The sequence below is a fragment of the Anabaena sp. UHCC 0399 genome, from assembly GCF_034931465.1.
Lineage (GTDB): Bacteria > Cyanobacteriota > Cyanobacteriia > Cyanobacteriales > Nostocaceae > Trichormus > Trichormus minutissimus.
The window spans coordinates 54284-67718 of the sequence record NZ_JAYGGZ010000012.1; the positions used below are offsets into that span (position 1 = coordinate 54284).

Here is a 13435-nt window from a genome sequence, read left to right on the forward strand (position 1 = left end):
AAACTCTCTGCGCCACTCTGAGTTTAAAAATATTATGTTCAACCACCAGCAAGTAAAGGTAAAATAACCGCCGCAATCATTCCCCCTAAAACCATTACCTCTACAACCCTCAAAAGTAAATTATTCTGTATCCCCAAATTAGCCGAGAAATTACCCCACCAACTACGCAAACCATTCAACCAATGACTAGGGGTATCTTCTGCGCGTACCTTTAACAAAAACATTGAGACTAGTAAAGGTAAACCACCCACTTTACTAGACATCAAAACATGAATAGCTAAACAGCAAAGCATCACGACCCAAGCAATCAAATGCAGATAATACCAACTGTGATTTAACTCTCCGGTAGGCAGCCATTCTTCCTTCATCATTCTGCCAGAAATTAAAGCGAAAACAGAGGCTATCAACATCAGAGTATTAGTAATTCTCTGCAAACTTACCCACCAAATCGGTCTACCTATCTGAGTTAAGTTTTGTAAGGAATCTTGTTGTAATAGTCGTTTATTTCCCGCATGAAAACTATAGAGGGCGATCGCCGGGAAAACCACCAAGAAAAAAACTGCAAATGTACCGTGAATATCTATAATGGCATCGATGCGAGGAATGAGGATTTTACCAAATCTGCCATCGAAGGTATTGTAAACCAGAAATCCTGTAATCATGGCAGCGATCGCTAAAATGCCACTTACACCATGCAGGATACGTAACAACAAAGGTTGGTAGGGAGCAGAACGAGACATATAAAGTATTTAAACACCAATAAAATTAATATACATTTATTTGAATATTTGTAAATATATGCTTAAAAGCCCTCTCCGATATCCTGGCGGTAAATCAAAAGCCATCAATCAGATAATTGAATACCTACCAGAAAGTTTTGCTGAATTTCGAGAACCATTTATAGGCGGTGGTTCAGTCTTTATTTACTTAAAACAAAAGTTGCCTCATCTGAAGTTTTGGATTAATGATTTAAATCAAGAATTATTTCTATTCTGGAAAATTGCTCAATCTGATATATCTCGATTAGTTGCAGAAGTGCATCAAATTAAAGATAAATATACAGATGGTAAATTATTATTTACAGAATTAACGAGCGTTGATGTTAATAGTTTATCTGATTTAGAAAGAGCCGTCCGCTTTTTCGTACTCAATAGAATTACCTTCTCAGGAACTGTAGAATCAGGGGGATTTTCTCAAGAAGCTTTTCATAAAAGGTTTACTTATTCTTCTATAGAACGTTTAGAAAAATTAGCAAGTATTTTAACCCCAGATATTAAAATTACTAATTTGGATTACAGCAAACTAATAAATGCAGAGGATGAAAATGTATTTTTATTTTTAGATCCACCATATTTTAGTGCTACCAAATCTAAACTCTATGGCAAAGATGGTGATTTACATACATCTTTTGACCATCACAGATTTGCTGAAATTTTACAACCATGTCTCCATAAATGGTTAATCACTTATGATGATTCACCGCAAATTAGAGATAACTTTAAATATGCTCATATTTACGAATGGGAATTACAATATGGTATGAATAACTATAAGCAAGGGCGAGCAGCCAAGGGCAAAGAGTTATTCATCAATAACTATGAAATTAAACTCAATAGTGAGAAAAGCGTCAATAAAAATAGCATTAACAATTCAGATTTACAATTGGAACTTGATATTTTGACTTAACTTTGAGCGCGTCCAATTTTTCGGTAGGATAACTGCCATACACAATTGATGTAATTATCCCTAACAGTTATCAATTTAATATGACAATTTCTGCTAACGCCTCCCCGGAATCCTCAACCAGCTGGTATCTTCTCCTGCAACAGTTAATTGATGGTCAATCTCTCAGTCGCGCCCAAGCTGCCGAATTAATGCAGGGTTGGCTGACTGAAGCAGTCCCCCCAGAATTATCTGGCGCAATCTTAACAGCACTCAACTTTAAGGGTGTTTCCGCCGACGAGTTAACAGGTATGGCGGAGGTTTTACAATCTCAATCGAAAATGGGGACTGGGAAAACTTCCCCCACACTCAGGACTATTATCGATACTTGTGGTACTGGTGGAGATGGTTCTTCAACTTTCAATATTTCGACAGCCGTGGCTTTTGTCGTGGCTGCTTATGGTGTACCTGTCGCCAAACATGGTAATCGTTCTGCATCGAGTTTGACAGGTAGTGCTGATGTCTTAGAGGCTTTAGGTGTGAATTTAGCTGCTGATAGCGAAAAAGTGCAAGCGGCACTCCCAGAAATCGGGATCACTTTCTTGTTTGCCCCCGGTTGGCATCCCGCACTTAAAGCAGTGGCACAATTGCGTCGGACTTTAAGAATCCGCACGGTGTTTAATTTGCTAGGCCCTTTGGTAAACCCCCTGCGTCCGACTGGGCAAGTCGTAGGGTTATTTACACCCAAACTTCTAGAAACTGTTGCCCAAGCTTTACACAATTTGGGTAAAGAAAAGGCGATTGTCCTCCACGGAAGAGAAAGACTTGATGAGGCTGGGTTAGGTGATTTAACAGATTTGGCGGTGTTATCTGGTGGTGAAGTCAAGTTAACTACAGTGAATCCCCAAGAAGTCGGTGTCACACCAGCACCAATTACAGCCCTCAAAGGTGGCGATGTCCAAGAAAATGCTGTGATTTTAAAGGCGGTGCTACAGGGGAAAGGAACTCAAGCACAACAAGATGCTGTAGCCCTCAATGCTTCATTAGCACTACAAGTAGCCGGTGCGATCCCATTGATGGATCATGCCCAAGGTGTAACAGTGGCTAAGGAGATTCTACAGACTGGTACTGCGTGGGCAAAGTTGGCACAGTTAGTTGAATTCCTACAGAATTAGTAGCATCTGAGTGCGATTGTGGGCGGAACTCTACCACGTTGCGTTTAATGGTGACGTCATAATTACCGAAAAAGTCATGTCCCAGTAACCCTGTTTCCAGTTCTGCCCCAGCGATCGCCACAGGAACGCGATTCACTCTCACACCCGCCAAAGTCATCGAATCCAGATAACCAATCGCAAATTCCACAGCCTTAGAACTAGCGGTGTTAGCTTTAGCTTTCCCCACCGCCACAACTCCCAAAGCACGCGCCATTTCTTGGGTAATCACAGTTCCACTTGCGCCTGTATCAACAATCATGTCAAATTGCTGTTGACCATTAAAAGTCACACTCACTACAGGCGTACCCCCAACCCGCCGTCTAATGGGGGCAGAATATACTTTTTCTGGGGAAATAGCGGCTGATAACGGAAAATTCCTTGGTTCTGGTGGTAGTTCTGTCGTTCCGGGGGGAGGAACAGGAATAGTAAATCGGGATGATGTTGAAGTCTCAGGTGGGGGCGAGGACGGACGAGAAACAGCCACCTTTTGCTTTTGAGACGCTACAGCTACCGACTTAGGCGATGGACGAACCACAGTATTAGCTTGCCTAATAGCATACTTCATGTGTCCTTCGTACTCAGAAATTTTCGTCTGCGCGATCGCAAACTCTGAGCTTGGCCGTTTGACTTTCTGCATCAAAGCGATCGCATCATGATACTGACTCGCCACCAAATACCAATCATCTGGTGATTGAGCCGATTGACTGATACTGGTCGCACCTGCTGCCTTATCTAATCCCAGTTCAAAAGGACTAGGTTCTAAGACCGATGATGGCAGGTCTATTGATGCTGGCATATTTGGTGCTGGCGTAGTTTCAACAGAAGATTGTACTACGGCTAAATCATCAGTCACTACAGACTGTTGATTGCGAAGAATACCCGTCTTTGGCTTACCTGCACTACAACCAACACTCACAACTGCGATCGCACCAGAGAGAACAATTAGGGTTGCACGAGAAAAAAAGGGCTGAAGCATAATTAATTTCGATTTTAATTGTCCCAGGACTCCTGCCACCAACTCCCATTGTAGATTTAATTTCCTATTGAAGAATTTAAAACCCAGAATTTCAGAATTATTCCTTCATTTTAATTTTTAATTAATTTCCTTGGTAAGGTTCAATTCGCCAACTCATGGGATAATTAACAGTCGCAGTATTAACTAAATTGGGGACTCAAGACTGCTCACTATTAACAAGACACCAGGAAATAGCAGAGCAGCAGAGGGGCAAAAAAGAGGAAATAGCCAATGCCCAGTTCCCAATTCCCAATCCCCAATCCCCTATTTATCGCTTATGCCCCTGTCTGACGCAATACCTGCTCTACTTGTCTTAGCAGATGGAACTGTTTACCGTGGCTGGTCTTTTGGTGCGACGGCAACCACCATCGGAGAAGTCGTGTTTAACACTGGCATGACTGGATATCAAGAAGTCTTGACTGATCCCAGTTACTGCGGCCAAATTGTCGTATTCACTTATCCTGAGTTGGGCAATACTGGCGTTAATCCCGAAGACGAAGAATCGGACAAACCACAAATACGCGGTGCGATCGCCCGTAATATTTGTCATAAACCCAGCAACTGGCGATCTACACAATCCCTACCTGACTATCTCCAACAACACCACATTCCAGGTATCTACGGCCTAGATACCCGCGCCCTTACCCGCAAAATTCGGATGTATGGAGCAATGAACGGTGGGATCTCTACAGAAATTTTGGATGAAGCAGAGTTATTAGAGCAGGTACAAGCAGCCCCTAACATGGCAGGCTTAAATCTAGTTCGGCAAGTCACCACACCCCAAGTTTACGAATGGTCAGATCCCACAACCCCCGCTTGGGAATTTAAGCCAGAAACTGCGGTTAATAACCAGGAATCCTTAACGGTTGTCGCCCTAGACTTTGGTGTGAAACGCAATATCTTACGTCGTTTGGCTAGTTATGGTTGTCGAGTAATTGTTGTACCTGCCGATACACCAGCAGCAGAAATTCTCAAATACAATCCTGATGGTATCTTCCTCTCGAATGGGCCTGGTGATCCGTCAGCAGTTTCTGAAGGGATTGCTACGGCTAAAACCCTACTCGAAAGTCAAAAACCCATTTTTGGCATTTGTATGGGACACCAAATTCTCGGTCACGCCTTGGGAGCAGAAACCTTCAAGCTAAAATTCGGGCATCGGGGTTTAAATCAGCCTGCGGGATTAACACAAAGGATAGAAATTACCAGCCAAAACCACAGCTTTGCGATCGACCCAGATTCTTTACCTGAGGCAGTTGTGGAAATTAGCCACCTCAACTTAAACGATCGCACCGTCGCTGGATTACGGCACAAATCTCTACCCATTTTTTCAGTGCAGTACCACCCAGAAGCCAGTCCAGGCCCCCACGACGCTGATTACTTGTTTGAGCAGTTTGTCCAATCCATGCAAACAGCACGTCAAGCAACTACAGCCGAAGTGAGTTAAAAAAAACTGGGGAAAAAGTTAGTTCCGAGTCAAGAGTTCCAAGTCAAGAGTTGCAAGCGGGTAATCTTACTCAGCACTCACTACTCCAAAGACCTGTAGACAACAAGCCTAAAAAACATCTATACTTGAGCGTTTAGTTTAACCATGAGGAGGGAATTATTGCTGAACCACTAAATCTAACCGTCAGCCTGAGAGGTACTCGTGAAGCACGGGATAATTATCAGCTATTCCGCCTCACAGGTTTGTTAGATGCCTTTTCTGAACCGACATTTCGCAAGGTTCTTGGCAACAAAATTGAAGAAGGGCCAAAGCACATTATTCTGGATCTTTCGCAAATTGACTTTGTTGATAGTTCTGGCTTGGGTGCTTTGGTACAGCTAGCCAAGCAAGCTCAAACCGCCGAAGGAACTTTGCAAATAGTCACCAATGCCCGTGTAACTCAAACGGTCAAGCTTGTGCGCTTAGAGAAGTTTCTCTCGCTGCAAACCTCTGTTGAAGCAGCTCTAGACAACATCAAGCAGTCGTGATCGCTTGACCGAATCAAGCAATTAAGCTATTCCGAACAATGTATGGGATAGCTTAGTTTTACAGGCTGGCAATAACCTCTCCCTGTGGGAGAGGGAAAAGCCACCAAATTAGGTGACAGGCGATAGGCGACAGGTGACAGGTGACAGATAAGAAAATTTAGATTTACCTCACACTAATAAAAATTGCTATAAATAATGGGATTATTACCTTAAATATGTTTGTGCAAGTATTTGTACTTGGGATCAACCGGAGACAGGAAGCCGGAGTTATGAAATTTTGAATTGATTTTTCGCAATGCCCAATGTCCAATTCTCAATCCATGCAAAATCGCTGGCAAAAAGATAAAATTAGTAAATAATTCTGATAGTGTTAATTATGCTGGGTATATAAACACAGCATGGTTCTCAGAGAATAGAGCTATTTTTTGCAGATATTTACCATATATTTAGATATTTAGCCCGATAAGGAACAGTTAATTTGTGAAGTCAAAGGAGGAAGAGTTTTTAGATAGCAAAGATGAAGATCCCCTGACGGATACATCTTGGCATCAATTACTCTTAGCAAACACAGCGCAATTTACACAACAGATTTCTCAGGGGCAAATACAGCAAATTTCCCCCGCAGCTTTAGCATATTTGGGGGATGCAATCTACGAGCTTTATGCTAGAATGTATTACCTGCTACCACTACAAAGGCCAGAAGCTTATCATAGACTGGTAGTAGCACAGGTAAGAGCAGAAACACAGGCGCTACATTTGCGATCGCTAACTCCTTACTTGACAACATCCGAATTAGAAATAGTCCGGCGAGGCCGTAACGCCGCCACAGGACGACCTAAAAGGGTTAATCCCGAAATATATCAACAAGCAACTAGTCTAGAAACTTTAATTGGCTACTTGTATCTCACCGATTTGCCACGTTTAACCGAACTATTGCAAAAAATCCATCTAGAGAAATAAATAACCGCTTTAATCTCCATGATTGGAAAATCATTACGTAATGGTTCAGTGTATTCAGGAATCGGTATGTCTATTCATGCGTTCTATCCCAAACTCCCATGAACAATAAACCTAAAAAAATCAAAACTGCACCCGAAGCTAATCGCGGGCCAGTCCTCAAACTTAAAGGTAAGCGTGTTGTGACTAATTCGACTCGCAGTCCTAGAAAAGTAGAGAATCAGCCACATCCACGCCGTATCTTTACCCCTCCATCGGTATCTCCCAAACCAATAGAAGAAAGAGATAGCGATAACGACATGATCTATGGTCGTCATCCAGTCTTAAGTGCTTTAGAAAATCAACGGGAACTAAACCGCATTTGGGTGACTTCGCGTCTGCGTTACGATCCCCGATTTCATAATTTAATTCTCAAAGCCAAAGAAAACGGTACAGTCATTGATGAAGTAGAACCCAAGCGGCTAGATCAAATCACAGACCAAGCCAACCACCAAGGAATCGCCGCACAAATAGCTCCCTATTCATACATCGAATTACATGAATTGATAGAGCAGGCTAAGTCAGTAAATGATCCCGTTATAGTAGTAGCTGACGGCATCACCGATCCCCATAACCTGGGTGCAATTATTCGTACTGCCGAGGCTATAGGCTCTCAAGGTCTCATCATCCCTCAAAGAAGAGCATCCGGAATTACATCTACTGTAGTAAAAGTCGCAGCAGGTGCTTTAGAAAACTTCCCTGTAGCTAGAGTAATTAACCTCAGTCGCACCTTAGAAGAATTAAAAGAGGCCGGCTTTTGGATTTATGGTACTGCGGCAGATGGTAGCGAACCTCTCCACACCGTCAGCTTCCGTGGCCCTATCGTTTTAGTCGTAGGCTCGGAAGGCGAAGGTCTTAGTATGTTGACACAGCGATCGTGTGATGTGTTGGTATCAATTCCCCTGCTGGGTAAGACCCCCAGTCTAAATGCCTCTGTAGCATCAGGAATGGCACTGTATGAGATTTTTCGTCAACGTGCTGTAAATACTTTATACCTAGATAAATTACCAAAACCTCTTTGAAAATTATGCGTAAAAGAGTATAAAGAAATGTAAACAGAATAAACGACGATACCAAACATTTAACATTCAGTACCACTTTGATAAATTGGCGGCAACCATGACAACAATTTGGCATAACCTGAAAGAAACCGTAATTAATACTTACAATAGCCTTGGTTTGGCTTGGTGGGTAGAAATTGAAACTCAACATCCCCGTTGCACCTATTATTTTGGCCCTTTTCTCAATTCCACTGATGCCAAAGTAGCAACCAAAGGCTACGTAGAAGATTTAGAAGCAGAAGGAGCGCAAGGAATATTAGTAAATGTCAAGCGATGCAAGCCGGATAATTTAACTATTGCTGATGACCTGGGGGAACGCATTGACCGTAAAGTAACGCCTGCCTTTAGCGGTCAGATTTAATTTAGGCAATAATCAAAATTCCAGACTCAATAGTCGTTAGCACTTAAGTAAGTCGGCATAATAAAACCAAACTGTGTGAAAGAAGTAAATAAGGCTCAAACCCTTGTTCCCCATGCCACCTGCCTTATCCCAAAGATAATTATTTACGCCGACCTACTTAGCCTTAGCCATTAATAAGGTAGTGGGGGTTAATTACCCTGCCTCTACAAGCGGAGAGTTTTGTGTCGGGGTCAAATCCCCGTTACAAAACGTAATTGCGAATTGCTTTAAAAAGCGGCGTGTAGTTTTCAGATGCACGCAGTTTACACAAACTTATAGATAAGGAGGATGAGGGGGATTGAGATCCGAATAACGGCTACTTTCCTCGTTTTCATTAGGAGTACCCGCAAGGTAGGAGATTAATTAATTATGTATTTAAATTAAGATCCTCCCCTTGCTTCCTCATCCACCTTATAACCCACTCAGCACTGAATAAAACTCAGCACGGGCTACGCTAACAGCACTAAATCAACCACCCAATTCATTGGGACGCTTGTATTGCTTATAGGCAGCGTAAAATAACCCAGCGAGGGTAACTACAATCAAACCAAGAACAATACCTGATAGCAAGGGTTCAACCACTTTAAGTCTCCTGTTTACGATTATTCAACATTCATTTCCCGCTTATGATTTTACCAAATTGGGGATGAATCCCGCTTTCTACAAACATTTTAGGCAATCACCAGTCAGCAAAAAAGTCTCAGATATGCTTGCAGTCAGCATCAAGAACTTTTAAGCTATGTGTAGGAAATGAAAATTTTTGAAAACAACTAGACTTTTACAGCACAACTTTTGGATAACCAGATTACCAAACCTGAAACTCTGATTCAGCAGTGCGCTTTACTGGCTCTGGCGACACTGCTAGCAGTCTTTTTGGGCATTTTTGGTGTTCAGATGCTTCAAGCCTCTGACCCATACGTCAAGAGTGTTCTGGCTTTGCAAGGAGACCAAATACAAGGACACGCTATCTTTCAAATCAATTGTGCTGGCTGTCATGGTTTAGAAGCAGATGGACGAGTAGGCCCAAGCTTGCAAGGTGTTTCTAAACACAAATCCAAGTATCGACTAATTGATCAAGTCATTAGTGGTAAAACACCACCAATGCCAAAATTTCAGCCTAATACTCAAGAAATGGCGGATCTTTTGAGTTATTTAGAAAGTTTATAATTTGGTATTCAGTCCATACTAAGCAGTAGGTGAATCATCTTCTTGATCGCCTACTGTTTTTTGTGAGAAGTTTATTTTTACTCTTCAGTTAAATTACGTATAGTATTCGAGTAAACTTTACATGAATAGTATGTTTTTGCTATTAAAACCTTAAAACTGTGAAAAAGAGTCATATAGCCATCCTGTGCAGGATACTAACTCAGGATCTATCACCCTAGAGAGCCAAACCAAATAGATTATGACTGAAGTGCTTCAAATCGGCAACCGTCAAATCCAAGCTAGTGAAATTATTCCCTTACTAGCAAATTATCAACTGCTGCCACAATTACTAAGGGAATTAATTATTGATGAGGCCATAGTAGAGATAGAATGTCAGCCTGAAGAAGTAGCCCAAGCTAAACAGCGTTTTTATGCCGAAAGGCAGTTAACACAAGCAGCTGATATTCAAGCATGGATGACGCAACAAGGTTTGATTTCTGAGCAATTAGATAATATGATTTCTCGTAAATTAAAACTAGAGAAATTTAAGCAAGTTACTTGGGGTAACAAACTAGAATCTCATTTTTTCCAGTTAAAGGGAAAACTAGATAAAGTAATTTATTCCCTTCTCCGGACTCAAGATGCTGGACTAGCTCAAGAACTCTACTTTCGGATTCAAGCTAAAGAACAGTCTTTTGCAGATGTAGCACAGAAGTATTCACAAGGGCCAGAAGCTCAAACAGGTGGCTTAGTGGGGCCTGTGGAACTGAATACACTTCATCCAGCAATGGTACAAATACTTAGTAATTGTCAACCTGGTCAAATCTCATCCCCAGCCCGCATTGCAGAGTGGTTAGTAATTGTACGAGTGGAGAAGTTTATCCCAGCCCAACTAGATGATCCGATGAAGGCGCGTCTACTGAATGAATTATTTGAAGCTTGGTTGCAGGAACAGCAAAAGCAAGTTGAGGTAATTCGTAATTCGTAATTCGTAATTGGATGGAGGAGAAGGAAGGTAGGGTTGCAGGGGAGGAACTTTTACCCCATTGACTAATGACTAAACTGCTGAGTATAAAACCTTGCATAACGACGCTCAAGGGCTAATAATTCTTCATGAGTGCCTGACTCTACAATTTGTCCTCGTTCTAATACTAAAATACGATCGCACTTTCTGACTGTACTTAAACGGTGAGCGATAATAAATACTGTCCTTTGCTGCATGAGTCTTTCTAAGGCTTCCTGTACCAAAGCTTCTGACTCGGAATCTAAGGCTGATGTGGCCTCATCTAAAATTAAAATTTGTGGGTTTAGCAACACAGCACGGGCGATCGCAATTCTTTGTCTTTGTCCACCAGATAAATTTACACCCCTCTCACCTACCCAAGTTTGATATCCCTCTGGTAACTGGGTAATAAACTGGTGGGCGTTAGCAATTTTTGCTGCTGCTGCAACTGTTTCTAAGTCAAATGAGTCTTTTCCAAAAGCGATATTTTGAGCCACAGTCCCAGAAAACATGATTGTTTCTTGGGGAACTATGCCAATTTGTCGCCGCAAACTCTCTAAAGAGACATCCCGAATATTTACACCATCAATCAAGATTTCCCCATTTGTGGGGTCATAAAAGCGCGGGAGAAGATTAACGAAGGTGGTTTTACCAGCACCAGACGCACCTACCAGCGCGATCGCTTCCCCTGGCATTGCTAATAAACTAATATCTTTTAAGACGGGTTCTCCTGGTTTATAAGCAAATGTTATGTGACGATATTCGACTTTACCCAAAACAGGTGGTAAGTTGATCGCCTTGGGCTTTTCTGTCACCGTTGGTTGCATCGCCATCAATTCAAAGATCCTGTCTACAGAGGCTTCCCCTTGCTTAAATTCGTTGTAGTTGTTAGTGACATGACCGATGGGGTCGATTAATAACCCAGCTGCGGCCAGGTAACTAAAAAACTCTGCTACCGTTAAATTTTTTTGCTGAATTTGCCACGTTCCCACCAGAATTAAGGATAAAGCACTCAAGGCTTCTAAAAATCCGATGATGGGGATCTGCACAGCTTTCAGGCGTTCGGCTGAATATTTAGCTTGAAAGCTGCGTTCTGCTTCATGGCTAAATCTCGCAATTTCATAATTTTCTGCTGCAAACGCTCGAATTAGACGAATACCACTAAAAACTTCGGTGAGAATTGCTGATAAATCAGATACGCGATTTTGACTTTTAAGTGAGTATTTACGTAAGCGTTCCCCAAACCAACCAATTAACACACCCATCAATGGTGCGACTATCACTGTAGCTAAGGTGAGTTGCCAATTCAGGTAAATCATATATACCGGGATGGCTATCAACTGCAACACACAGGGGAGAAAGTCGTGAAACAGTTTATTGATGACTTCACCAATCCGGTCAATATCTTCGGTGAGGCGGTAAGATAAATCACCAGCTTTGGCAGTTTCAAAATAGCTTAAATCTAATTTTTGTAAGTGGGTGTATATCTGTTTGCGGAGATAAAAAGCGACTCTTAAAGCTGCTTTCGACATATAAATGTCTTGGACAGACTGAAAAACGCCACGAACAAGAAACACCAAGGCCAAGATTGCTGCTAATTGCGCGATCGCTATGACATTACCTTGACCAAAGGGCGTTGCTAACTTCCCCGCAAAATTAATTAGCGTCAATGTCGCCAGCACATATCCCAAAATGCCGACTAGTCCCTTAGTAATGTTCTGCCACTGGGGTCTAATATAGGGCAGCAGTTGCCAGTAATTAGAACGAGTTTTCAAGCTCTCACGTCCACAAAAATATGATCCTTTGTTAGACGCTAGCAGCTTTTGGGTAGTTTCTCAAAGTTAATTTCCTTCACTAGTGCAGGCTGGCAAAACTAAAGATATGGTTTCCTACCTAGAAAAGCAAAATTCACCTTATATAGAAAAAGACCACAAAAGCTGTATCAAAATCTACCAAATTAAAAATCAAAATCCGTTAATTTAAATAAAAGCTATAAATGTAATTCAGGCTACATATCCCATGCGACTAGAACAGTTGCAAGCGTTTCTAGCGATCGCCCAAACTGGCAGTTTCCAAAAAGCAGCCCAGAAATGTGGTGTCACCCAATCGACGATCAGTCGCCAAATTCAGTCTTTGGAGGCTGATTTAGGCGTGGAATTGTTTCATAGAACTAATCAGTCCAAGCTGACTTTAGGCGGTGAACGATTGTTACCTCGCGCCCGGAAAATTTGTCAAGAATGGGAAACTGCTACTCAAGAAATCACAGATTTAGTTGCAGGAAAGCAGCCGGAATTGTGTATTGCGGCGATTCATTCTGTTTGTGGTTCTTACTTACCACCGGTATTACAAAAATTTTGTCGTGATTATCCCGATGTGCAATTGCGGGTGACATCTTTGGGGAGCGATCGCGCCCTCAAAGTCCTCAAAGATGGTTTAGTAGATTTAGCGATTGTCATGAATAATCGTTTTCTTACCACCGGTAGGGAGATGGTCGTAGAAGTCCTTTATGATGAACCCATTGAACTATTGATTGCAGCTAATCATCCCCTAGCCCAATATGAATTTGTCCCTTGGTCGGAGTTGGTGCGTTATCCCCAAGTAGTATTTAAGGATGGTTATGGGATGCAACGCCTGATCCAAGATAAATTTGAGCGACTAGAAGCAAACCTACAAGCAGCTTTAGAAGTGAATACCCTCGATGCTTTTCGGGGAGTAGTACGCCAAGGTGAATTAATAGCTTTGCTACCCACATCTGCATTAGTAGAAGCACGCCTTGACCCTACCCTAGCAGTACGTTCTTTAGCAGCGAGTGGATCATTATCTGATAATTCTAGCTTGACTCGCCGCGTAGTCATGGTAACAACTCAAGACCGCCTGCACATTCCCCCAATCAAGCACTTTTGGCAGCTAGTCCGAGAGAATATTACCCCACAGTTTGACCAACAGCGATCAGCCTCTTAAAGTATG

The 13435-nt window shown here is 42.1% G+C and carries 14 protein-coding genes; 10 read left to right on the forward strand and 4 right to left on the reverse strand.

Annotated features, from left to right (window positions below):
* Positions 1 to 38: 38 nt before the first annotated feature.
* A complete protein-coding gene (locus tag VB693_RS09025) occupies positions 39 to 740 on the reverse strand; it encodes a cytochrome b/b6 domain-containing protein (protein ID WP_323265970.1) in 702 nt (233 codons plus the stop codon).
* Between the two features lie 58 nt (positions 741 to 798).
* Here VB693_RS09025 and VB693_RS09030 point away from each other — a divergent pair, with 58 nt between their 5' ends.
* Both VB693_RS09030 and trpD read left to right on the forward strand, forming a co-directional pair.
* Entirely contained in the window at positions 799 to 1686 is an 888-nt protein-coding gene (locus VB693_RS09030; protein ID WP_323265971.1) for a DNA adenine methylase, read from the forward strand.
* A gap of 80 nt (positions 1687 to 1766) precedes the next feature.
* Complete coding sequence (gene trpD / locus VB693_RS09035; protein WP_323265972.1) at positions 1767 to 2837, forward strand: anthranilate phosphoribosyltransferase; 1071 nt, start codon at positions 1767 to 1769, stop codon at positions 2835 to 2837.
* On the opposite strand, the gene VB693_RS09040 is transcribed toward trpD, so the two are convergent.
* The gene (locus VB693_RS09040; protein WP_323265973.1) at positions 2767 to 3852 is read right to left on the reverse strand and encodes a retropepsin-like aspartic protease; all 1086 of its coding nucleotides are present in this window, start codon (positions 3850 to 3852) and stop codon (positions 2767 to 2769) included. The two genes, trpD and VB693_RS09040, sit on opposite strands and share 71 nt — an antisense overlap.
* A gap of 316 nt (positions 3853 to 4168) precedes the next feature.
* Between VB693_RS09040 and carA the strand changes: the two genes are divergently transcribed.
* From carA to VB693_RS09065, 5 genes are all read left to right on the forward strand, one after another.
* Complete coding sequence (gene carA / locus VB693_RS09045) at positions 4169 to 5335, forward strand: glutamine-hydrolyzing carbamoyl-phosphate synthase small subunit (protein ID WP_323265974.1); 1167 nt, start codon at positions 4169 to 4171, stop codon at positions 5333 to 5335.
* A 155-nt stretch (positions 5336 to 5490) separates the two neighbouring features.
* On the forward strand, positions 5491 to 5862 hold the full coding sequence (locus VB693_RS09050; protein WP_190697503.1) for an STAS domain-containing protein: 372 nt from the start codon (positions 5491 to 5493) through the stop codon (positions 5860 to 5862).
* 480 nt (positions 5863 to 6342) lie between these two features.
* Positions 6343 to 6822 carry a Mini-ribonuclease 3 gene (locus VB693_RS09055; RefSeq protein WP_323265975.1) on the forward strand — a complete coding sequence of 160 codons (480 nt, stop codon included), beginning with the start codon at positions 6343 to 6345 and terminating at the stop codon, positions 6820 to 6822.
* Between the two features lie 98 nt (positions 6823 to 6920).
* Positions 6921 to 7880 (forward strand): 23S rRNA (guanosine(2251)-2'-O)-methyltransferase RlmB, encoded by a 960-nt coding sequence (rlmB, locus tag VB693_RS09060; RefSeq protein WP_190697128.1) that lies wholly within the window; start codon positions 6921 to 6923, stop codon positions 7878 to 7880.
* Between the two features lie 97 nt (positions 7881 to 7977).
* On the forward strand, positions 7978 to 8280 hold the full coding sequence (locus VB693_RS09065) for a DUF1816 domain-containing protein (protein WP_323265976.1): 303 nt from the start codon (positions 7978 to 7980) through the stop codon (positions 8278 to 8280).
* A gap of 507 nt (positions 8281 to 8787) precedes the next feature.
* On the opposite strand, the gene petG is transcribed toward VB693_RS09065, so the two are convergent.
* On the reverse strand, positions 8788 to 8901 hold the full coding sequence (petG, locus tag VB693_RS09070) for a cytochrome b6-f complex subunit V (protein ID WP_010995538.1): 114 nt from the start codon (positions 8899 to 8901) through the stop codon (positions 8788 to 8790).
* A gap of 210 nt (positions 8902 to 9111) precedes the next feature.
* Here petG and VB693_RS09075 point away from each other — a divergent pair, with 210 nt between their 5' ends.
* Together VB693_RS09075 and VB693_RS09080 are read left to right on the forward strand one after the other, a co-directional pair.
* Positions 9112 to 9486 (forward strand): c-type cytochrome, encoded by a 375-nt coding sequence (locus tag VB693_RS09075; RefSeq protein WP_190697123.1) that lies wholly within the window; start codon positions 9112 to 9114, stop codon positions 9484 to 9486.
* 238 nt (positions 9487 to 9724) lie between these two features.
* The gene (locus VB693_RS09080; RefSeq protein ID WP_190697121.1) at positions 9725 to 10453 is read left to right on the forward strand and encodes a peptidylprolyl isomerase; all 729 of its coding nucleotides are present in this window, start codon (positions 9725 to 9727) and stop codon (positions 10451 to 10453) included.
* 62 nt (positions 10454 to 10515) lie between these two features.
* Here VB693_RS09080 and VB693_RS09085 read toward each other — a convergent pair whose 3' ends face one another.
* Positions 10516 to 12243, reverse strand: coding sequence for an ABC transporter ATP-binding protein (locus VB693_RS09085; RefSeq protein ID WP_323265977.1), 1728 nt, complete (start codon positions 12241 to 12243; stop codon positions 10516 to 10518).
* Between the two features lie 244 nt (positions 12244 to 12487).
* Between VB693_RS09085 and VB693_RS09090 the strand changes: the two genes are divergently transcribed.
* On the forward strand, positions 12488 to 13429 hold the full coding sequence (locus VB693_RS09090) for a LysR family transcriptional regulator (protein ID WP_323265978.1): 942 nt from the start codon (positions 12488 to 12490) through the stop codon (positions 13427 to 13429).
* Positions 13430 to 13435 lie beyond the last annotated feature (6 nt).

What these genes read in the sequence shown, in the direction of transcription:
- VB693_RS09025 (WP_323265970.1), bottom strand. Translation starts at nt 740, where the DNA reads ATGTCTCGTTCTGCTCCCTACCAACCTTTGTTGTTACGTATCCTGCAT.
- VB693_RS09030 (WP_323265971.1), top strand. Translation starts at nt 799, where the DNA reads ATGCTTAAAAGCCCTCTCCGATATCCTGGCGGTAAATCAAAAGCCATC.
- trpD (WP_323265972.1), top strand. Translation starts at nt 1,767, where the DNA reads ATGACAATTTCTGCTAACGCCTCCCCGGAATCCTCAACCAGCTGGTAT.
- VB693_RS09040 (WP_323265973.1), bottom strand. Translation starts at nt 3,852, where the DNA reads ATGCTTCAGCCCTTTTTTTCTCGTGCAACCCTAATTGTTCTCTCTGGT.
- carA (WP_323265974.1), top strand. Translation starts at nt 4,169, where the DNA reads ATGCCCCTGTCTGACGCAATACCTGCTCTACTTGTCTTAGCAGATGGA.
- rlmB (WP_190697128.1), top strand. Translation starts at nt 6,921, where the DNA reads ATGAACAATAAACCTAAAAAAATCAAAACTGCACCCGAAGCTAATCGC.
- VB693_RS09065 (WP_323265976.1), top strand. Translation starts at nt 7,978, where the DNA reads ATGACAACAATTTGGCATAACCTGAAAGAAACCGTAATTAATACTTAC.
- VB693_RS09080 (WP_190697121.1), top strand. Translation starts at nt 9,725, where the DNA reads ATGACTGAAGTGCTTCAAATCGGCAACCGTCAAATCCAAGCTAGTGAA.
- VB693_RS09090 (WP_323265978.1), top strand. Translation starts at nt 12,488, where the DNA reads ATGCGACTAGAACAGTTGCAAGCGTTTCTAGCGATCGCCCAAACTGGC.